Annotated in this window: 20 protein-coding genes and 5 tRNA genes; 14 read left to right on the forward strand and 11 right to left on the reverse strand. The window is 47.4% G+C overall.

All coding sequences use genetic code 11. The features are described from left to right. Positions 1-377 precede the first annotated feature (377 nt). Positions 378-2,600 carry a Tex family protein gene (locus tag MKY01_RS07150; RefSeq protein WP_253506395.1) on the forward strand — a complete coding sequence of 741 codons (2,223 nt, stop codon included), beginning with the start codon at positions 378-380 and terminating at the stop codon, positions 2,598-2,600. Between the two features lie 179 nt (positions 2,601-2,779). On the opposite strand, the gene cmpA is transcribed toward MKY01_RS07150, so the two are convergent. Together cmpA and MKY01_RS07160 are read right to left on the reverse strand one after the other, a co-directional pair. Continuing rightward, on the reverse strand, positions 2,780-2,923 hold the full coding sequence (cmpA, locus tag MKY01_RS07155; RefSeq protein ID WP_017690033.1) for a cortex morphogenetic protein CmpA: 144 nt from the start codon (positions 2,921-2,923) through the stop codon (positions 2,780-2,782). A gap of 182 nt (positions 2,924-3,105) precedes the next feature. Next, entirely contained in the window at positions 3,106-3,462 is a 357-nt protein-coding gene (locus MKY01_RS07160) for a hydrolase/acyltransferase (protein WP_339286015.1), read from the reverse strand. A 119-nt stretch (positions 3,463-3,581) separates the two neighbouring features. On the opposite strand from MKY01_RS07160, the gene MKY01_RS07165 reads away from it, so the two are divergent. The 5 genes from MKY01_RS07165 (at position 3,582) to MKY01_RS07185 (ending at position 6,743) form a co-directional block, all read left to right on the forward strand. Beyond that, a complete protein-coding gene (locus MKY01_RS07165) occupies positions 3,582-4,043 on the forward strand; it encodes a SprT family protein (RefSeq protein WP_017690031.1) in 462 nt (153 codons plus the stop codon). Positions 4,044-4,180: 137 nt separating this feature from the next. Beyond that, positions 4,181-4,888 (forward strand): response regulator transcription factor, encoded by a 708-nt coding sequence (locus MKY01_RS07170; protein ID WP_127551303.1) that lies wholly within the window; start codon positions 4,181-4,183, stop codon positions 4,886-4,888. Further along, the gene (locus MKY01_RS07175) at positions 4,866-6,482 is read left to right on the forward strand and encodes a HAMP domain-containing sensor histidine kinase (RefSeq protein WP_339286019.1); all 1,617 of its coding nucleotides are present in this window, start codon (positions 4,866-4,868) and stop codon (positions 6,480-6,482) included. Before MKY01_RS07170 ends, MKY01_RS07175 begins: the two co-directional genes overlap by 23 nt. 90 nt (positions 6,483-6,572) lie before the next feature. Continuing rightward, positions 6,573-6,648: transfer RNA gene (locus MKY01_RS07180), tRNA-Asn, on the forward strand. 6 nt (positions 6,649-6,654) lie between these two features. Then, positions 6,655-6,743 (forward strand) — tRNA-Ser (locus MKY01_RS07185). Between the two features lie 222 nt (positions 6,744-6,965). On the opposite strand, the gene MKY01_RS07190 is transcribed toward MKY01_RS07185, so the two are convergent. Beyond that, positions 6,966-7,664, reverse strand: coding sequence for a winged helix-turn-helix domain-containing protein (locus MKY01_RS07190; protein WP_282319061.1), 699 nt, complete (start codon positions 7,662-7,664; stop codon positions 6,966-6,968). A gap of 107 nt (positions 7,665-7,771) precedes the next feature. Here MKY01_RS07190 and MKY01_RS07195 point away from each other — a divergent pair, with 107 nt between their 5' ends. Together MKY01_RS07195 and MKY01_RS07200 are read left to right on the forward strand one after the other, a co-directional pair. Then, a complete protein-coding gene (locus MKY01_RS07195; RefSeq protein WP_339286023.1) occupies positions 7,772-8,431 on the forward strand; it encodes a flavin reductase family protein in 660 nt (219 codons plus the stop codon). Between the two features lie 283 nt (positions 8,432-8,714). Next, positions 8,715-9,386: an MgtC/SapB family protein gene (locus tag MKY01_RS07200; RefSeq protein ID WP_339286025.1), complete on the forward strand. Its 672-nt coding sequence runs from the start codon at positions 8,715-8,717 to the stop codon at positions 9,384-9,386. 64 nt (positions 9,387-9,450) lie between these two features. Here the strand turns inward: MKY01_RS07200 and MKY01_RS07205 are convergent, their stop codons facing one another. Both MKY01_RS07205 and MKY01_RS07210 read right to left on the reverse strand, forming a co-directional pair. Next, the gene (locus tag MKY01_RS07205; RefSeq protein WP_036610865.1) at positions 9,451-10,347 is read right to left on the reverse strand and encodes a Cof-type HAD-IIB family hydrolase; all 897 of its coding nucleotides are present in this window, start codon (positions 10,345-10,347) and stop codon (positions 9,451-9,453) included. A gap of 4 nt (positions 10,348-10,351) precedes the next feature. Then, positions 10,352-11,128, reverse strand: coding sequence for a DeoR/GlpR family DNA-binding transcription regulator (locus MKY01_RS07210; RefSeq protein ID WP_017690024.1), 777 nt, complete (start codon positions 11,126-11,128; stop codon positions 10,352-10,354). Between the two features lie 306 nt (positions 11,129-11,434). Between MKY01_RS07210 and MKY01_RS07215 the strand changes: the two genes are divergently transcribed. From MKY01_RS07215 to MKY01_RS07230, 4 genes are all read left to right on the forward strand, one after another. Continuing rightward, positions 11,435-11,506, forward strand: a tRNA-Glu gene (locus MKY01_RS07215). A gap of 106 nt (positions 11,507-11,612) precedes the next feature. Then, a tRNA-Lys gene (locus MKY01_RS07220) sits at positions 11,613-11,688 on the forward strand. A gap of 17 nt (positions 11,689-11,705) precedes the next feature. Next, a tRNA-Leu gene (locus MKY01_RS07225) sits at positions 11,706-11,788 on the forward strand. Between the two features lie 169 nt (positions 11,789-11,957). Next, entirely contained in the window at positions 11,958-12,383 is a 426-nt protein-coding gene (locus MKY01_RS07230; RefSeq protein ID WP_036610863.1) for a helix-turn-helix transcriptional regulator, read from the forward strand. A gap of 108 nt (positions 12,384-12,491) precedes the next feature. Here MKY01_RS07230 and MKY01_RS07235 read toward each other — a convergent pair whose 3' ends face one another. The 6 genes from MKY01_RS07235 to MKY01_RS07260 are packed head-to-tail and all read right to left on the reverse strand — an operon-like array spanning position 12,492 to position 17,275. After that, a complete protein-coding gene (locus MKY01_RS07235; protein ID WP_339286027.1) occupies positions 12,492-13,463 on the reverse strand; it encodes an urease accessory protein UreD in 972 nt (323 codons plus the stop codon). Then, positions 13,369-14,088 (reverse strand): urease accessory protein UreG, encoded by a 720-nt coding sequence (gene ureG / locus MKY01_RS07240; protein ID WP_017690021.1) that lies wholly within the window; start codon positions 14,086-14,088, stop codon positions 13,369-13,371. Before ureG ends, MKY01_RS07235 begins: the two co-directional genes overlap by 95 nt. A gap of 33 nt (positions 14,089-14,121) precedes the next feature. Further along, entirely contained in the window at positions 14,122-14,817 is a 696-nt protein-coding gene (locus MKY01_RS07245; protein ID WP_339286028.1) for an urease accessory UreF family protein, read from the reverse strand. Positions 14,818-14,850: 33 nt separating this feature from the next. After that, the gene (gene ureC, locus MKY01_RS07250; protein WP_036610857.1) at positions 14,851-16,569 is read right to left on the reverse strand and encodes an urease subunit alpha; all 1,719 of its coding nucleotides are present in this window, start codon (positions 16,567-16,569) and stop codon (positions 14,851-14,853) included. Further along, positions 16,566-16,955, reverse strand: coding sequence for an urease subunit beta (locus tag MKY01_RS07255; RefSeq protein WP_036610844.1), 390 nt, complete (start codon positions 16,953-16,955; stop codon positions 16,566-16,568). Before MKY01_RS07255 ends, ureC begins: the two co-directional genes overlap by 4 nt. A 17-nt stretch (positions 16,956-16,972) precedes the next feature. Further along, positions 16,973-17,275, reverse strand: coding sequence for an urease subunit gamma (locus MKY01_RS07260; protein ID WP_076209470.1), 303 nt, complete (start codon positions 17,273-17,275; stop codon positions 16,973-16,975). A 261-nt stretch (positions 17,276-17,536) separates the two neighbouring features. Here MKY01_RS07260 and urtA point away from each other — a divergent pair, with 261 nt between their 5' ends. Further along, complete coding sequence (urtA, locus tag MKY01_RS07265) at positions 17,537-18,787, forward strand: urea ABC transporter substrate-binding protein (protein ID WP_282319054.1); 1,251 nt, start codon at positions 17,537-17,539, stop codon at positions 18,785-18,787. Between the two features lie 182 nt (positions 18,788-18,969). After that, a complete protein-coding gene (urtB, locus tag MKY01_RS07270; RefSeq protein WP_101314096.1) occupies positions 18,970-19,875 on the forward strand; it encodes an urea ABC transporter permease subunit UrtB in 906 nt (301 codons plus the stop codon). Positions 19,876-19,886: the final 11 nt, after the last annotated feature.

A 19,886-nucleotide genomic window follows, 5' to 3' on the forward strand; every position in this document is an offset into this window, starting at 1 on the left:
TTTCTCAAAGGGAAAATCCGGGGATAAAGGCGAACGCTTTGCTTTTTCAGGTTTTTTCTGTCCTCTCCGTTATCGTGTAAATGAGCAGTTTCACTTATTAGATTGCTATTTTATTTAGAGTTTTAAAAAAAGGAAGGACCGAGGAGCGTCGTGATGACGATTTTCGGTCTTTTTTTGACGTAATGGGGAAGGCTGGAGGATGACATCATTCTGTCAGAACTTGTATGCTTGCGGATTGATGGAAATCTGGACGTGATTCTGTGATAATATAGGGTAGAGTGGAAGAAACAAATGGTTCAACTATACTGTAATTACAGCAGCAAAGCTGCCCTGAAATGATTGTAACGAACGATTCAGGAAGGAAAGAGGGATTTATTTTGTCTGAACAGGAAACGGTTCTGGAACCCAATGAAGAAACAATAAAGGCAGAACGCCATGAACGAATCATCAAACAGGTAGCCAAGGAACTGTCACTGTCCTTGAAACAGGTCCGCACAACGTCGGAGCTTCTGGACGAAGGCAATACGATTCCATTTATCGCCCGCTACCGTAAAGAAATGACTGGAGAGCTGGATGAGAACCAGCTGCGATCGATTGAAGAACGCATTGTTTATCTGCGCAATCTTGAGGATCGCAAATTGGAAGTCATCCGTATTATAGAGGAACAGGGCAAACTGACCGGAGAACTGAAGCAATCCATTACGCAAGCTGTGAAGCTGCAGGAAGTGGAAGACTTGTATCGACCTTACCGTCAGAAGCGGAAAACGCGTGCCAGTGTGGCCAAGGAAAAAGGTCTTGAACCCCTTGCTGTATGGATCTGGGGTCAACCGAAACAAGGAGATGCACTTCAGGAAGCTGCGAAATATATCAATGCTGAACTGGGTGTAGAAGATGCGGAGTCGGCGCTTCAGGGAGCCAAAGACATTCTCGCGGAGAACATCGCAGACGATGCTGCCATTCGTGCCTGGATTCGTCGGTACACCTTGGATCACGGGATGCTGACTTCTGAAGCGAAGGATGCTCAAGAGGAGTCCGTGTACGAGAATTATTATGATTACCGCGAATTAGCCAAAAAAATGCCTCCACACCGTATTCTCGCAATTAATCGCGGTGAACGTGAGAGTATTCTGAAAGTCGGCCTGGACGTACAGGCAGAACCGGCCCATCGCCATATGGAAGGACAGATCATTCGTGGTGCTTCTGCCGTGCAGGATATCCTGCGTGATGTGATTGAAGATGCATACAAGCGGCTGATTGCGCCTTCCATCGAGCGTGAAGTTCGTGGAGAACTTACGGAAAAAGGTGAGAATCAGGCCATATCGGTATTCTCGGCCAATCTGCGTAACCTGTTGCTTCAACCGCCGATTCACGGCAAACGTGTGCTTGGTGTCGATCCTGCCTATCGTACCGGTTGTAAACTGGCTGTAGTAGATGATACGGGCAAACTGCTGGAAGTGGCTGTGACCTACCCAACGCCACCACACAACAAGAAACGTGAGGCTGCGGAAGTATTCCATCGGATGATCAAGCAATATGATATCGGACTGATCGTCATTGGTAATGGTACCGGATCACGTGAGACGGAGCAGTTTGTTGCCGAGATCATTCAGGAGAACGGTGATGAAAGTCTTGTGTATCTGATTGTTAACGAAGCAGGCGCGAGTGTATATTCTGCATCCAAGCTGGCCCAGGAAGAATTCCCTGATCTGGATGTTGCGGAGCGCAGTGCAGCTTCCATTGCTCGCCGGGTACAAGACCCGCTGGCGGAGTTGGTTAAGATTGATCCAAAAGCCATTGGCGTGGGTCAATATCAGCATGACGTATCCCAGAAGATTCTCGAAGAAAGCCTGAAGGCTGTCGTGGAATCCGCAGTTAACCATGTGGGTGTGGATGTGAATACAGCATCACCTTCGTTGCTGTCATATGTTGCCGGAGTTAACGCTACGATTGCCAAAAACATTGTGAAGTACCGTGAAGAAAATGGCCGGTTTACGAACCGCCGTCAGCTTCAGAAGGTGCCACGTCTGGGTGCCAAAACCTATGAGCAGTGCGTAGGATTTATGCGTATTGGTGAGGGAGAGAACCCGCTGGACCGTACACCTATTCACCCTGAGTCTTACAAGGTAGTGGATCAGCTGTTCAAGGAGCTTCAGGTTGCACTGGACAAGCTGGGCAGCAAGGAACTGTCGGTATTACTGTCAGAGCAACAGCCAGAACAATTGGCTGTGAAACTGGACGTAGGTGTGCCTACATTGCGTGACATTCTGGACAGCTTGCAGCGTCCGGGGCGTGACCCGCGTGAAGAAATGCCGTTGCCAATCTTCCGTACAGATGTATTGAAAATTGAGGATCTGGTGGAAGGCATGGAGCTGCAAGGTACGGTTCGGAACGTTATTGATTTTGGTGCCTTTGTTGATATCGGGATCAAGAGTGATGGGCTTGTCCATATTTCACAGCTCAGCAACGGGTATGTTAAACATCCGATGGACGTTGTGTCTGTCGGGGATAATGTAACGGTCTGGGTTATGAGTGTGGATACCAAAAAAGGCCGTGTCGGCCTGACGATGAAGAAGCCTGCTTCTGCGCAACAGTCTTCTTAATAGTAGGATTGGAGAACAGCCTTCCCTAACCAGGAAGGCTGTTTGTTGTCGACAGTAATAGTCCCGTTGTCCGTTCTAATTCCTCTAGTAAGTACGGTGGGCAATATGTGCATTTTCTTAAAGTGCGTGTTCAAAAGGCCATCCTTCGTAATCCGTTGCAGACTTTTATGAAGTACCTCTTAAAGTTCGTTCTCCGCGCTACGTGGTGTGCCATTTGCTGGTTTGTTACGATAAAAGAACCAGCATTCGTTCAGCAACTTGATCTGCCGGCTGTCCTTTTTGTGAAATGCACGCATTAGTTGATTGCAAAGCCATTGAGGCAAGGGTATCTCCTCCTCTTGCATAATTCATCTGTACGTTAGCATATGTGGCAATAGCCTGGACTGTGCGGGATAAGTGGAGGCCTCCGGCAAATCAATCTTGTTCACTCAAAAAAAAGCACAAATCCCAATTCAGGGAAATGTGCTTTTCGTTCTCATCATTATAAAATGATACCAGCGGTGAATTAGAGAGCTTCCATCTCTTCTTCATACCATTGTTCCAATTGGGCCTGAAGAGCCCGGATTTCGGTAAGCAGAGAAATCAAAGGATAATGGCTTTCACGTAGTGCTGCAAAAGATTCTTCAAGCGCATTGATATAATCAAGGCCGCCGATGATAGTAAGATTTTCGTTTAGGAGATCGAGGCTGTCACATTCGGCGATCGCCCAAGGCAGGACAGGGACATCTGTTGCAGTGAGTTTATCAATTTCCTTGTGCAGGCGCAGGTTGAGCGCACTGAGTTGATAGGCGTAATCTGCGGGCATTTCCACGAACTGCAAGTGTTGTTCCTGCTGCAGGATGACATAGCGCATTGTAGGCATAACGAGTAATAATCTCCCCTCATACATTCTACTTGACAGTGTAGCCTACGAAACGGTTAAAATTCAAGTATTATACCGGAAAAACAAATGCTCCGAGGGGGTGCAAGGAGAGGATATCGATGGAAAATGAGGAATTGCAACAATGGATTGAACAGGTATCACTGGATCATTTCGGAGTGCCGTTCACCCATGAAGCGTTGTTTAACAGTCGCCTGACCACAACGGGGGGGCGTTATATGCTGAAAAGTCACCGGATTGAGATCAATCCGCATCAACTCGAAGCCTATGGGAGAGATGAGGTTGAGAAAATCATCAAGCATGAGCTGTGTCACTATCATCTGCATATTCGTGGGCGCGGCTATCAGCATCGTGATCCGGAATTCAAGGCTTTATTGCAGAAGGTTGGCGGCTCGCGTTACTGCCAATCACTTCCTGACGGTAAAGGCAGAAAGCCGCTGCCATATCGTTATAAGCTGGTGTGCAAGAGCTGTGGTACGGAATATTTGCGCAAGCGGAAAATAGATCCTAAGCGTTATCGTTGTGGTCGTTGCGCGGGAAAACTGGGGCTTCACGACATATAGTAATTTTGTTTTGGAGTATAGAGCGGATGGATCTTAAGAAATTTGTAAATCTTTTGTTGGATTTCCTGTCATTTATCTGATGTAAACTGTTCATCAGTCCACATAATTCAGTTTAAATGAAAAGGAGGAGTGACCCTTTGAAGGCCCACAGTGTATTGGTTGTTGATGATGATCCCGATATCAGCAATGCGATCGAAATTTTTTTGCGTAGTGAAGGAATCGGGGTCTACAAGGCGTCGAATGGGGAAGAGGCATTGCAAAAGCTCCAGGCTCATTCTGTTCAGCTCATTATTATGGATATTATGATGCCTGGATTGGATGGACTGCAGACGACACTGGAAATTCGTGAAACCTCTAATGTGCCAATTATAATGTTGTCTGCCAGAACAGAGGATTATGATAAAATCGTAGGTTTGAACATCGGTGCGGATGATTACATAGCCAAGCCATTTAATCCATTGGAACTTATGGCAAGGGTAAAGTCCCAGTTACGACGCTTCACCGGCCTGGGTGCGCAGATACATCAAAGTTCCGAAGATGCAGAACAGGAGATTCAGGTTCGTGGCCTGGTATATAACAAACAGAAGAAAACAATGACCTTGGAAGGAGAAGATGTTAGGCTGACGCCAACCGAATTTCACATACTTAGGCTTTTTATGGAGAATAAGGGCCGGATCTTTGCTATTGATGAAATCTATGAACGTGTATGGAAAGAGCCTGCCTTTCAACCGGAAAATACAGTCGCTGTTCACATCCGCAGAATCCGTGAGAAGATTGAATTTAATCCCAGAGAGCCCAAATATATAAAGGTGGTGTGGGGTATTGGTTACAAACTGGAAGAATAATATGCTGGCTTACGGAGTTCGGATAGCAGCGATGATTTGTTTTACACTGGTGTTTATGAAGCTTGCTTCATTGAGGTATGAGATTCGATTCATTTATAAAGATTGGAATGTATCTGGTGTTATACCTTTGATCCTGCTCTTAGTCATTGGTACGGCGTTACTTGTGACTGCAAATCGTATACCTTTGCCTGAGAATAGCAAATATCGGAAGGTGACAATCTGGTGGAGTGAAAAACTTTCCTTGGATGCACATTTTATTACCTTATGTATAGGGTCCTTTCTACTGTTAAAAGTACTAAACGGGGTGACTTCAGATTATGGGATAACTCCTTACTTTTTCACTCGTCGATGGATAAATGATATTTTTGTTTATTTTATAGGCATGTTCATCGCTGGTCTCGGAGTGTGGTTTGTTGGTGTGCATGTAAGGGGGGCTGTCCGGTATATCGGGAATATGTCCAGCCATAGGCCAATACGAAACGAGATATGGGTATGGAAATGGTACAGTTTGGTGAAAAAGATTTTGGAGCAAGGCGAGCCGACTGACAAAAAAAGAATTCAGCGTTTAATCTTATTATGTATGGTGCAATGTCTTATGCAATTAGCGGTTATTTCTCTCGCGTCCATTAAGTCTTCAATGGTCATTCCATTTGTGTTTTTGACAGTTCTGATTAGTGTTTTCTTGGTATATAGTATGTTTCAACTGATTCATGTGGCGCAGCAACTTACGCAAGCGGCTAAGGAAATGGGAGAAGGCCGGTTCAATGTGCAGTTCCCAGAGCATGTAACAGGCATAATGCAACCATTGGTGACACAGATGAGCGGAATGAGACAAGGGCTCCAGAATGCAATGAAAGAACAGGTTACGAGCCAGCGTATGAAATCCGAGTTGATCGCTAACGTTTCTCATGATCTGAAAACACCTGTAACCTCTTTGGTTAGTTATATCGATCTGCTTAAGCGCGATGAGGGCACAGAGGAGGAGAAGGCTGGATACATTCAAGTTCTGGAGCGGAAAACGCAGCGTCTGTGTTTGTTGGTGGAGGACTTATTTGAAGCAGCGGAAATGGCGAGCGGAGATGTGGAACTTCATTTAAAACAGATAGACATGGGGGAGTTAATTCGACAGGCTGTAGCAGAATATAGTGATTCGTTCGAGCAGGCAGAGTTACAGATAAGGATTCGAGAGGAGACTGAGCCTGTATACGCAATGGTGGACGGCAGCCGGATGTGGCGTGTTATGGAGAATATGTTGGGAAACGTTTTGAAATATGGTCTGCCCCAATCCAGAGTCTATATTGAACTGATCGAACAAGGAAATCAATTGGAGTTTACGATCAAAAATGTATCCGCATACGAGATGGAATTCTCATCGGATGAGATTTTTGAACGTTTTAAGCGTGGGGACCGTTCCCGTTCAACGGAGGGTTCAGGTCTAGGCTTGTCCATCGCCAGAAGCATTGTTGAATTGCATGAAGGTTCTATGGGAATACAAGTGGATGGAGACGTATTCAAAGTAAGTGTTTGCCTTCCACGAGTAGACAGGGACATGATCCAAAATACTACCCAACTGGCGATGATCTCTTCCTTCTGAGAGGAAGAAAGCAATACAATTAGGAAATCTTGACAGGTCTGTTGACTTGGATTATTAATCATGATAGATTAATCTTATTCAAGTTAATTTTCCCTGATAGCTCAGTTGGTAGAGCACTCGACTGTTAATCGAGTTGTCACAGGTTCGAGCCCTGTTCGGGGAGCCATTTCTTGGAGAGATACCCAAGTGGCTATAAGGGGACCCTCTGCTAAGGGGTTAGACTGCGTAAGCGGTGCGAGGGTTCGAATCCCTCTCTCTCCGTTCTGAATTAAACTTCTCTGCAAAGGGATGAGAACCCTAAAGGTTCGTCGGAGCATAAGCTTCGTTAGCAATACTTCGCAGTCTCGAACGAAGTGAGAGTACTCCTCTTTCTCCGTTCTGATTGCACAAAAAATCCTCTTCACATTAGACCGGTTAACGGTCAGTGTGAAGGGGATTTTTTGCGTTTACTGATCTTTGGTTATCCCTTGTATATGCTTCTGCTTAAAGTGTGATGCTCAACACCTCGTATAAACCTTTCTTGCCTGCTTCCGTTACTTCGACAGAGCGACTTCCTGTTTTTTGACGAATCCAGTCCAGTTCCGCTAATCGATGTCTGAGTTGTTCCCCAAGCATACCTGAGAGATGATGACGGCGTTCGCTCCAATCCAGACATTTGCGAGCGATGGCACGGCGTGATCCCGGCTTCATCTGAAGTTCAATTCCAAACGTAGTGAACCACTGTATTCCTTTCTCTGTAACTTGATAATCCTTGCTGTGTGCCTCTTCGGGGTCTGAAAGATACCCCTTTTGTACTAAGGCTTCACAAAGCGAGATTCCCAATTTCCCGGCCAGATGACCATAACAGGTCCGTGCATGACTCAGTTGTTGAAGCTGATCGGATTGTTTGAGAGAGCGGATCTGTACAGGCGGAGCAATACTGGCCATGCTTTCAATCAGATTAGCAATTTCTTTGTTTGCAAGACGGTAGTATCGGTGGCGTCCTTGTTGTTCAACTTCGAGTAATCCTCCCTCTACGAGTTTAGCTAGATGGCTGCTTGCCGTCTGGGGAGTGACACTTGCCATATGAGCAAGCTCTCCTGCAGGCAACGCACGGCCATCAAGTAAGGATGACAGAAAAATAGCGCGGCTTGGATCAGCGATTAACGACGCAATAACAGTAATATTCGGATATACATTCATACTTCGATCATACCTGAACTATTACTGTATTACAATCGAGTTGTATCGTCCCATATGGGTCAGATTGAGCTTATAAATTATTGGAATGGGAACAGGAGAGGTACAGGATGAAAAAGATAACGAAACAGGACTTTGCTACAGAGCAGTTGTCCGCGAGTCCAGAAGTGATTCAACATGAGACGATGAATCCCAGTATTTTATATTATGGTACGCCTGTAGTGCTGCTAAGCACATTAAATGAGGATGGATCAACCAACCTGTCACCATTATCCTCGTCTTGGGCACTGGGGGATTGTCTGGTTCTCGGTCTAGGGACACAGGGCAAAGCCTATGAAAATCTGAGTCGACACCCGGAGTGTGTGATTAATTTACCAGATGCGACCATGTGGAGACAGGTTGAGGCATTGGGTCGTTATACGGGAGTTAACCCGGTTCCTGAGGAGAAAAGGCAGATGGGCTATGAATATTGTCATGATAAATTCACTGTAGCTGGACTGACATCCGAATGCTCGGTTCAGGTGGCTCCAGATAAAATAGTTGAATGTCCGCTCCAGATTGAAGCGGCTGTACAACACATACGTATTCCCGAACATACACCGTTCATGGCGATTGTGGAAGTGAAAGCGTTGAAGGTGCACGCGCACACAAGACTAATATCTGGACCGAACAAAATTAATCCGGAGGAATGGCATCCGCTGATATATAATTTCAGACATTATTTCGGATTGGGCAAGAGACAAGGGGAAAATTTCCGGGCAGAGAATTGACCTGAGTGGAGGCTTTTTATTATATAAGATGAATTAATCATTTACACGATAACGGAGAGGACAGAAAAAACCTGAAAAAGCGAAGCGCTCGCCTTTATCACCGGATTTTCCCTTGAGAAAAGGGAATCGAAAAAATCTGGGGATAACAGCGATTGGAAGGTTGTTCTGTCATCGTAGTGCCAGTGTAAATAATCTTTAGTTCAACTTATATAGTCATGTAAAGATTGGGTAATAGTAAAGATAGACTCATGTAAGCATATACATAATGAAAGAGGTGATGTGCATGGAAGTGGAATATTTGATGCGTGTACTCATAGCTGGAATATGTGGTGTGCTAATCGGATATGAGCGCAAGAATCGAATGAAAGAAGCGGGAATCCGTACTCATTTTGTGGTCGCCGTTGGTGCTGCCCTGATGATGATTGTATCGAAATACGGATTCCAGGATCAGGCTGGCTGGGACAATCTGTCCCTTGACCCTTCAAGGATCGCTGCACAAGTTGTTAGTGGTGTGGGGTTCATTGGAGCGGGCATGATCTTCACACAGCGTCACACGGTCAGGGGATTGACCACAGCGGCTGGCATATGGGCTACGGCAGGCATGGGACTTGCTGTGGGTTCAGGTCTGTATTGGACGGGTGCGGGCGTGACACTGCTTATTGTCGTGGCACAGATGTTACTGCATAGACCTACACGCTGGCTGGTATCCGCTCGAACAGAGACGTTAACCATCCATCTGCAAAATGAGGGAGAGGCCCTGAAGACTGTTTTGGCACTGCTGGGACAGGAGAAGATCCCGGTCATCGGATTTAAGACTGAACAGCAAACAAGCACAGACTCCGTGGAAGAGACTGTGCTTGAGTTCACGTTGCAACTACCGGGTTCATACCGGGGCGAGCAACTGATTATTTTGTTACAGGACGTGCCTCACGTTCGATCTGCGGAGTTAAAATGAAGAGAACCTGCATGGATCAACAGGTGATCATGCAGGTTCAGTACTTAATTCAGTATGGGTCCAATTACTGACCTTCCCCGACAATCGTTTCTGGGCGGGATACCGGTTTACCTTCAAGCAGGCACTCGATGGCATGGGCAACACCATGCTCCACATTGGTCAGCGTTATGGCTTTGGCTAATGCCTGGATTTCGGGTTCGCCATTACCCATGGCGATGCCGAGTCCTGCCATTTTTAACATGGAGACATCGTTGAAGTTATCGCCAATAGCTACGGTATCCTCCATGGATATGTTCAGGTGAGCCGCCAGTTTGGTTAGGGCATTACCTTTGGATACGTCCGGGTGCTGCATTTCGAAGTTATGCTCAAAGGATACAACCATGGCGACATCGGATCGGGAAGCAAAGTATTCTCGTCCTGTCTTTACTTTGTCCGGATTCATGGAGAAGGCCATAATATTATAGATGTAGGCTTCTGCCGGAATTTCCAGATGGCTGTTTACGCGGTGGTAGTCTTTTTTGTCATAGTGTTTCTTGATGGAGCGAATCATGCGTGCGATGTCCTCACCAGGGTTCGAACCAAGAACACGTTCCATCTCGGCGAGCAAGGTCTCATGACTGCTACGCGGGGCATAGATGCCTTGTTGCGTTGAAGCCTCATAATAGACATCATGATCTTCCAGCCACTGCATGACGGAAGCTGCTGTGTCACGCTCGAGCGGAAGATGGAATAAACGTTCACCGTCTGCATCATGAATTGTCGCTCCGTTGGAGCCGATAATCGGGGTTTTGATTCCACCTTCGCGGCTGATGGTCACAACATCGGAATAGACACGTCCTGTTGCAATGGTAACTTTCATACCGGATTGCTGGGCCTTTTGGATGGCTGCGGCATTCTCCGGGCTAATCTGGCTATCTATGTTCAACAAAGTTCCATCTAAATCTGTGGCAAATAATTTCATATATTTACAACTCCTTATCATCTGTAGGTTCAGGAATGAGAATCTCAACCTGTTGTTCGGCTAGAAAAACAAGCCATTCTTTGGTTGGCCATTGATCCGTAATCAATACATCCACCAACGACCAGTCGGCAAAACGATAACCATAACGTCTATCAAACTTGGATTGATCTGCAAGAACAACAACTTTCTTGGCAGCTTTCATCATTTGGTGTTTAATTTTCCCTTCCTCTTCGGAAGCACTGAAGCCATCCATGGTGATACCGCCAATTCCGATAAAGGCTTTATCTACATAATAGTGGGAGAGGGTCTCGATAACAGAGGTACCGTAGACATAACGTTGTTCCTTATCTACTTTGCCTCCGAGCAAACGAATCTGGACAGCAGTGTGATTGGAGAGAAGATCAGCGGAATGAATCGAATTGGTAATGACGGTACAGGATTTGCCGTTTAAGTTCTCGGCACAGGCCTGCACAGTCGTGGAAGAGTCCAGAATAATGATCTCGCCTTGCCTTACAATGGCCGCAGCGAGTTTGCCGATGGCCCTCTTTTCCTCAGATACATCGAGTAAACGGTCTTTGTAGGATCTGAATTCTTGCGGAGGAGGGGGGAGAATCGCGCCGCCACGTGTTCGGATAATGGCATCCTGTTCCTCAAGCTTAATCAGATCCCTGCGTGCAGTATCCCGTGATACATCAAACAAGGCGACAATATCATCGGCTGAGATGCGATTGTGTTTGCGTAGATGTTCAACAATGAGCTGCATTCGTTCTTCTTGAAACAAACATGTCACCTCCGAGTGTATGGATGACCGTACTTATACTGATACTTTAATTATAAGTATTCTTAATATGATTTGCAATATTATAAGTGAACGTAAGTTTTTATAAGTGTTTTGATAGATGGTTTACATTGTTCCTGCACGGGGATGACATTGGCATGAACGGGAGGTGGCTAATAACGGGGCTCTGAAGAAGAGTATGCAATGGGCAAAAAGGCTTGAAAAATAAATTTTAAAAAAAGTATTGCAAGTTCAAATTGTCCTGTGGTATACTCATTCTTGTCGCCAAGAAAGACAACTTGTTATTAAGGCCCGTTGGTCAAGGGGTTAAGACACCTCCCTTTCACGGAGGTAACAGGGGTTCGAATCCCCTACGGGTCATATCTTCACCACCTCATGAGATCTACATTTTCGATGAGTAATCCTCAAAGTCATTGCTCTTATAGACAAAAATGAAGCATGGCACATCCGGTGAAGTTTACAGCAAGAGCCATTAGCTCAGTTGGTAGAGCACCTGACTTTTAATCAGGGTGTCGAAGGTTCGAGCCCTTCATGGCTCACCATTTTTACAATTGAATATGCGGTCGTGGTGGAATGGCAGACACGCTATCTTGAGGGGGTAGTGGGTGTATACCCGTGGAGGTTCGAGTCCTCTCGACCGCATCACAGCAACAACATAAGATAGACTTCTATGATCATTCATGGGAGTCTATCTTTGTGTTATACGATATATCTCATCCTATTCCAGGCATATAAAGGCTGAGCATTCAGGAATAATGTGGTATAATTCAAGCAGATGAGTTGATTATTACGGTTGGAAGGCGGTTCTTGTATGCAGTCGATCTATGAGCGAATTGAACACCTGATTGCCGAACGAGGAATGACCAAGAAGGCTTTCTGCCAACAGCTGAAGATTAGCACAGGCAATCTGGGTGATTGGAAACGTGGCAAGTCTATTCCGAGTACGAATAAATTAATTGAGATTGCTTCGTTTTTTGATGTGAGCCTTGACTGGCTCATGATTGGACGTCCATCGAAGGAAGCGATGGTTCGGGAAAAACGGGAGGATTATTTTTTTGACGTTTTGCGGCAATTGAATTGCCAAGAAAGTGAATTATCGACTGTGGAACAGTCTTTTATCAGCGAATATATTGAGTTCACCCGTTACCGTAAATCCAAGGAAAGTAAGGATGCTGGCGATTATCGCTATAAACCTGAGAACAAATCAGAGAACGATTCTGAGGAAAACGAAGCGTAAGTGATATGAGCAGCATCCATAGACTGAATGTACAAAAACCTCTGGACTAATCCGAACACACTCGGAGACAGTTCAGAGGTTTTTTGGTGTTAACTACGCTTGATGTCCTTATTTACGAAAGACAAGAGTTTCTTTGCCCAGCAGATGTGGGCGGAGTGTGTTCCAGATCTGAAGACATTGCTCCTGAAGTTCCCAGGCTGCCATGCCGAGGAGTCGAACACCGATTCCACCTGATGCCAGCAAACTTGCGCCTGCGAGCATTCGTCCATCTGGTGGCAGCACAGATCTGACTTGCTCCAACTCCGCAGTACCAAGCCCTGGGGCAATCATCCATAACGCAGCGGTATGTGTGTAGTGAAGGAGAGACGCTGAGTGTTTGGGATCATCGGTATCCGGTTCGAGTCCGAATCGATCCCAGACAGCCAGTTGTTCACCTTGCCATATCTCCGTCAAGCTGCGGTAACGCTCGAATTGGAACGCTTCTCCCCGATGAATCCGTCCGGCAGACCAGATATCTGCATAGGCCAGGATTGCCTGTTCTTCCAGCTCAAAGGTTACAGTGAGCGAAGAAGAACTTCCCTTGAAAGGGATGACGCATTCAGGGAAGTATTCCAGCGTGGCCCCTTTTCCCAACCGAAAGTGATGATTAACGGATGAGGGAATGGAAGGTGTAGGATGGAGTCTGGTAGCAGATGTGCTACTCAGCATGACATGGGTGCCTTCACCTAATTCCCACTCGGAATAATAATGATCCCCGTTAAGGACTCCGGGCGAGACGTCTGACGTGTACATACATAATTCGGTTCCGCCTCCGGGAGGTCGAAAGGATCGGCTAAACCGGAGTGGTGCGCTGTAATAACGATCAGTCATGACAGTCCGGTCGCCTTGAAAGGCAAAGGTGGCCCGAAGCTCGCTGCGGCGTGTGACGGGTGCACCTGCACTTTCATTCCTAGTTATCTCTGTTCCCGTGGGGACAGAAGATGAATTAATGCGAGTGAGTGCCATGTTCATGGCTGTGTGAATGCAGATGTGCAGCGGAAGCATCGTCATCCATGTATTGATGTTCAAGCCAGTGGACAATCTCGGATACACCTTCACCGCTCATTAGATTAGACATGACATAAGGTCGGCCTTCGCGTACCCGTTCGGTATCATTTTTCATAACTTCCAGACTTGCGCCAACGTAAGGGGCGAGGTCGGTTTTGTTGATTAACAACAGATCTGAACGCGTGATACCGGGACCGCCTTTGCGAGGGAGTTTCTCTCCTTGGGCAACGTCGATAATGTATATGAACACATCAGCGAGTTCCGGACTGAATGCAGCGGAGAGATTGTCGCCGCCGCTCTCGATGAAGATCAGTTGCAGATCCGGGAAGCGTTCGATCAACTCGTCAACCGCTTCGAAATTCATGGAGGCATCCTCACGAATAGCCGTGTGCGGGCATCCGCCTGTCTCGACGCCAATAATACGCTCTGGTGCCAGTGCGTTCTGACGCAGCAAAATCTCGGCATCTTCCTTGGTATAAATGTCATTGGTGATGACAGCAAGACTATAACGTGTACGCAGTGCCTTGGATAGCTTCTCCACAAGGGCTGTTTTACCTGAACCTACCGGTCCACCAATTCCAATTCGCATCGGACGACTCCGATCAAATGCCTTACGTTCCCACTCCGGATGATGCGTATGATTAGCTCCTCCACACATAACAATTCCTCCTAAGTTAGATAAAAGTTGTAGTTAAGACATAAACAGCCGCGCGGGTAAGGTCTCATGCCGCATGGCGTAGATTTCCTGGGCGATTCCGAAGCTGTGCATATCTTCGGGGTCATTGTCTCGAATGAGAGCCCATTCCGCTTCGATATTATCAAGCAGTTTCTGAATCAACATCTGCGCTTCGGTTTGTCCGATGGGCAACAGGCGAAGTGCGCTGTTCACATAAGCGTTCACCGAGGTATACAGATGCCCGGTAACGGCTTCATCCAATTTAATCTCCAATTGATAGTTGATATAACCGTGAATGGTCGTGATGCCACAATACGCACCGTATTCCCGTATGGCCTCATCAATCAGGGAAAAGTCCATCCATGGATAGAGTGAACGGGCCAGCTTGAGCAGTCTCTTTCCCATCTTGTGGCCGCTTTCCCTGAGTTCCCGAGGGGAGCGCTGGGCGTGGACACGTTTGTCATACAGGGCAAGAAGAGCGGCATCTTGCTGTTTTATCGCCTGATAGACGCCTTTGATGGCAAGACCATCTAGTCGTACAAGACTGGAGTGAAGCTGGCTGCGAATAAACTGTTCAAGCTGCGCGGTATTTTGCACGGTGCCATCATGCGTGTAAGCTTCCAAACCGAAGGAATGGGAGAAACCACCGATGGGCAGGGCCGAATCCAGCAGCTGAACATAACGGAGTAGCTTCGTGCCACTGTTCATCATGAGTGCCCCCTTATCAGCTAATCCGTATTCCTATCAGAACATAAAGTACCGCTGTGCCATAGGCAACTCGTCTGCGGGTTCGCAGGTGAGAAGCTCGCCGTCGGCGCGTACCTCGTAGGTTTCGGGATCGACTTCAATGACAGGGGTGACGTCGTTATGAATCATGTCTTTTTTGCTTACTGAGCGACAGCCTTTAACGGGTTCAACCCGCTTTTTCAGGCCCAATGACTCTTTGATCCCTGCTTCTGCTGCGGCTTGGGAGACAAATGTGATCGATCCGCTGGCAATGGCGCTACCATAGGCTCCGAACATCGGTCTGCCAAATACCGGCTGAGGTGTCGGGATGGACGCATTGGGATCACCCATCTGGGCAAATGTGATCATGCCACCCTTAATGACAATCTCGGGTTTAACACCGAAGTAAGCCGGTTTCCATATGATTAGATCTGCCAGCTTGCCAACTTCCACCGAACCGACGAGATGACCGATTCCGTGAGCGATAGCTGGATTGATAGTGTACTTGGCGACATATCGCTTGATCCGATCGTTATCGGAGGGAGAATTCGGGTTGAGCTCAAGTTTGCCGCGCTGTTTTTTCATTTTGTCGGCTGTCTGCCAGGTGCGGATAATGACTTCGCCCACTCGGCCCATGGCTTGAGAATCGGAACTGATGATGCTGAACACGCCAAGATCATGTAAAATGTCTTCGGCTGCGATTGTCTCTGGACGAATCCGTGAATCGGCAAAAGCTACATCTTCCGGGATGGAAGGGTCCAGATGGTGACACACCATCAACATATCAAGGTGCTCTTCTACGGTGTTGCGTGTGTATGGTCGTGTTGGGTTGGTTGATGAGGGGATAACGTAGGACTCCCCAGCGGCCCGGATAATATCCGGTGCGTGTCCGCCACCAGCGCCTTCCGTATGGTACGTGTGGATCGTCCGGCCGTTGATTGCAGCCAGGGTGTTTTCGAGAAATCCGGTTTCGTTCAATGTATCGGTATGGATAGCCACTTGAACATCATGTTCCCCGGCGGCAGTCAGACAAGCGTCGATAGCGCTCGGGGTAGTGCCCCAATCTTCATGTAGCTTCAGGCCGATTACCCCAGCTTCAATCTGTTCAATTAAAGGTGCGGTACTGGAACTGTTGCCTTTGCCAAGGTAACCGATGTTCATGGGAAAAGCTTCTGCGGACTCCAGCATCCGGTGGATGTGCCAGGCTCCTGGTGTGCAGGTGGTGGCTTTGGTTCCTGTTGCTGGTCCTGTTCCCCCGCCGATCATGGTCGTGACCCCGGAGGATAACGCAGTCTGAATCTGCTGTGGGCAGATGAAATGAATATGGGTATCAATGCCGCCAGCGGTTACAATCATGCCTTCACCGGCGATGATTTCGGTGGAAGCACCGATGACCAGTGCGGGATGAACACCATCCATTGTATCCGGGTTACCGGATTTGCCAATGGCGCAGATGTGACCATCTCGAATGCCGATATCCGCTTTTACAATGCCCCAATGATCGATAATGATAGCGTTAGTGATGACAGTATCAGGGGTGCCGTCGCTTCGCAGAGCAGTGGTAGACTGGCCCATCCCGTCGCGGATAACCTTGCCGCCCCCAAACTTGCTCTCATCTCCATATACGGCATAATCATGTTCAATCTCTGCCCATAGTTCGGTATCCGCAAGTCTTACGGCATCGCCGGTTGTTGGTCCAAACATGGACGCGTATTGTTCACGGCTCATTCGTTTCATGAAGGTTCACCTCCATCTTGTATGGGAGGGGAGAACGTCTTCAGGAATGCCTCCAGTTTCACTGGATCGGGGGCTTGATCCGCAGAGCCTTCGGTTAATCCGTTGAACCCGTGAATCTGGCGTTTGCCGCCAAAGGTTGTGAGTTCAACCGGTTTCTCTTCACCGGGTTCGAAGCGAACTGCGGTGCCTGCCGGAATGTGCAGGCGATGTCCAAAAGCTGACGTGCGATCAAAGTCCAGTGCTGCATTAACTTCATAGAAGTGAACGTGAGAGCCAACTTGGACGGGGCGGTCGCCGCGGTTAAGGACAAGGAGTCGTAGGGTTAAACGATCCGGATGACAGATGATGTCGTCATCTGGCTTCAAACGGTATTCACCAGGAATCATGGTTTCTCCTGCCTTTCTCAGCGTATAGGTTCATGTACAGTAACCAGTTTTGTGCCGTCAGGAAATGTGGCTTCTACCTGTACTTCAGGAATCATATCGGGAACACCATCCATACAGTCTTCACGTGTCAGGATGGTGCCTCCGTATCTCATTAATTCGGCAACACTCATTCCATCCCGTGCTCGTTCCATCAGTTCGGAGGTCAACAAGGCGATGGCTTCGGGAACATTCAACTTGAGTCCGCGTGCTCTTCGTTCACGGGCGAGGTTAGCGGCCACGGTAATCAGGAGTTTTTCCTTTTCCTGCTCAGTCCAGTGCAAGGCAATCCGACCTTTCGCTTATAATGTCTGATATGTTCATGGATCATATTGTATGTTAAATATACTCACACAGGGTGAATCCTTTGTCAATAAGCTTCAAGGCATATTAGCAGTATGCATGAAACGAGTAGGCATGAAATAAAATTATGTAAGCTATATTGACATGAAGAGAGGAACCCTCCATAATTTGGATCAACGAACATTTCGGACGCAAATGACCTTAATGTTCGTCAATAGACTAAAAAAAGGGAGTGTAGGCTATTGAAGAAGAGGTCGGTCAAGTTATGGAGTATTTTGCTGGGTGCGGTCATTGTGATGACAGGATGTGTGGAGGGCACTGCGCCTCCTGAAGCTTCGGGTTCAGGTGGTACAGGAGAGCCGGCTGCATCCGGTGAACCGATTAAAGTTGGCATTCTTCACTCTCTCAGCGGAACGATGGCGATCAGTGAAGTATCTGTTAAAGATGCGGAGATGCTTGCCATTGAAGAGATCAACGCCGCGGGCGGAGTTTTGGGTAAACAGATTGAACCTGTAATTGAGGATGGCGCTTCGGATTGGCCTACTTTTGCGGAGAAGGCTGGAAAGTTACTGCAACAGGATAAGGTCGCTGCTGTATTTGGTGGATGGACCTCTGCAAGTCGGAAGGCTATGCTCCCGGTGTTTGAACAGAATAAAGGTTTATTGTTTTACCCGGTGCAATATGAGGGATTGGAATCGTCGCCAAATATTTTTTATACAGGAGCAACAACCAATCAACAGATCGTTCCATCCGTAACCTGGTTACTGGAGAACAGGGGCAAGACGTTTTATCTGCTCGGTTCAGATTATGTATTCCCAAAAACGGCCAATCAGGTCATTAAGGCACAACTCGCAGCAGAAGGCGGCCAAGTAGTGGGTGAAGAATACACACCGCTGGGCCATACCGATTACAGTACGATCATTAGCAAAATCAAAGCTGCGAAGCCGGATATTGTATACAATACGCTGAACGGAGATAGCAATGTGGCCTTCTTCAAACAATTGAAGGATGCCGGAATCTCCTCGGATCAGATGACGACCCTCTCGGTAAGTGTGGCGGAGGAAGAAATCCGTGGTATTGGCGCAGACGTATTGAAGGGGCACCTGGCTTCGTGGAATTATTATCAGACAACGGATACACCTGAAAATGCTACATTTGTTGCCAAGTATAAAGAAAAATACGGTGCTGATCGAGTGACAGCTGATCCGATTGAAGCGGGATATGTGGCGGTTTATCTCTGGAAGGCGGCGGTGGAAAAAGCAGGATCAACCGACGTGGAGAAGGTGAAGGCAGCTGCCAAGGGTCTGGAGTTTGATGCTCCGGAAGGTAAGGTAACCGTGGATGGAGAGAATCAGCATATCTACAAAACCGTACGGATCGGTGAGGTGCAGGAGGATGGGCAGTTCAAGGAATTGTGGAATTCTGGTGAGCCTGTCAAGCCGGACCCTTATCTGAAAACGTATGAATGGGGAGCAACCCTCAGCGCTAAATAACATAGAAACCTCGCAATAAAACAGGCAACTCGCTTCAAAGCAGCTGAAACATAAACGAGGGTGTGACAACACATCCTCTTACCGTATCGCGGTAAAGCGTTACTGTGATGTGAAAAATGTTACTGCCGCTAATTGAATTCATGTGAAATATCGAGAGTCACGGTATGGAGGAGGGGATAGCGATGGATATGTTTATCCTGCAGATGTTCAATGGCCTGAGTATCAGTTCAATTCTGTTGTTGATTGCATTGGGGCTTGCAGTAACGTTTGGGCTGATGAATGTCATCAATATGGCTCACGGTGAACTGATCATGATCGGTGCATATGCGACGTATGTAACACAAAATCTGTTCATGTCCTATGCTCCAGCAACGTGGTTTGGTGCCTATTTTGTTGTGGCTCTGCCGATTGCGTTCATTGTAGCGGCTCTAATTGGCTGGTTGCTTGAAGTGGTTCTGATCAGGCATCTGTATGGCAGGCCGCTTGATAGTCTGCTTGCGACATGGGGTGTAGGCATGATGCTGCAACAACTGGCCCGTACGATATTCGGAGCGCCAAACGTGGGAGTATCCAGTCCGGCTTGGCTCAATGGGGGATTGGCGATCTCGGATGGTATTGTATTTCCGTATAAACGAATTTTCATTATCGCACTGGTTGCGGTTGTGCTGCTGTGTATGTATCTCTATATCTATCGAACATCTTCCGGAAGACGAATGAGGGCTGTGATGCAGAATCGGAGTATGGCGGGGTGTCTTGGGATTTCGACCCGGCGGGTGGATGGCATGACCTTTGCGATTGGTTCGGGCATTGCCGGAATTGCTGGCTGTGCATTAACGCTCATTGGTCCGATTGGTCCTTCGCTTGGTACGTATTATATTGTGGATGCGTTCATGGTCGTTGTTCTGGGTGGCGTTGGGAAATTGGTTGGAACCGTGTGTGGTGCATTGGGGATTGGTATGTTCAACACGCTGTTCGAAACCTATACCTCGGCCTCCATTGGCAAGGTGCTTGTGTTTGTATGTATCGTTGCTTTCCTGCAATGGAAACCACGCGGATTGGTCGCGATGCGCACACGGAGTCTCGATTAACGTGAAAAAGG

It is taken from the genome of Paenibacillus sp. FSL R5-0486 (assembly GCF_037975155.1).
Taxonomy (GTDB): Bacteria; Bacillota; Bacilli; order Paenibacillales; family Paenibacillaceae; genus Paenibacillus; species Paenibacillus amylolyticus.

Bases quoted from the DNA above. Each gene is read 5' to 3' on its own strand.
- MKY01_RS07245 (WP_339286028.1), bottom strand. From the start codon at position 14,817: ATGATGAACAGTGGCACGAAGCTACTCCGTTATGTTCAGCTGCTGGAT.
- MKY01_RS07195 (WP_339286023.1), top strand. From the start codon at position 7,772: ATGAAAAAGATAACGAAACAGGACTTTGCTACAGAGCAGTTGTCCGCG.
- MKY01_RS07165 (WP_017690031.1), top strand. From the start codon at position 3,582: ATGGAAAATGAGGAATTGCAACAATGGATTGAACAGGTATCACTGGAT.
- MKY01_RS07255 (WP_036610844.1), bottom strand. From the start codon at position 16,955: ATGATTCCTGGTGAATACCGTTTGAAGCCAGATGACGACATCATCTGT.
- MKY01_RS07200 (WP_339286025.1), top strand. From the start codon at position 8,715: ATGGAAGTGGAATATTTGATGCGTGTACTCATAGCTGGAATATGTGGT.
- MKY01_RS07160 (WP_339286015.1), bottom strand. From the start codon at position 3,462: ATGCCTACAATGCGCTATGTCATCCTGCAGCAGGAACAACACTTGCAG.
- MKY01_RS07205 (WP_036610865.1), bottom strand. From the start codon at position 10,347: ATGAAATTATTTGCCACAGATTTAGATGGAACTTTGTTGAACATAGAT.
- MKY01_RS07190 (WP_282319061.1), bottom strand. From the start codon at position 7,664: ATGAATGTATATCCGAATATTACTGTTATTGCGTCGTTAATCGCTGAT.
- urtB (WP_101314096.1), top strand. From the start codon at position 18,970: ATGGATATGTTTATCCTGCAGATGTTCAATGGCCTGAGTATCAGTTCA.
- ureG (WP_017690021.1), bottom strand. From the start codon at position 14,088: ATGTGTGGAGGAGCTAATCATACGCATCATCCGGAGTGGGAACGTAAG.
- MKY01_RS07230 (WP_036610863.1), top strand. From the start codon at position 11,958: ATGCAGTCGATCTATGAGCGAATTGAACACCTGATTGCCGAACGAGGA.
- ureC (WP_036610857.1), bottom strand. From the start codon at position 16,569: ATGAAACGAATGAGCCGTGAACAATACGCGTCCATGTTTGGACCAACA.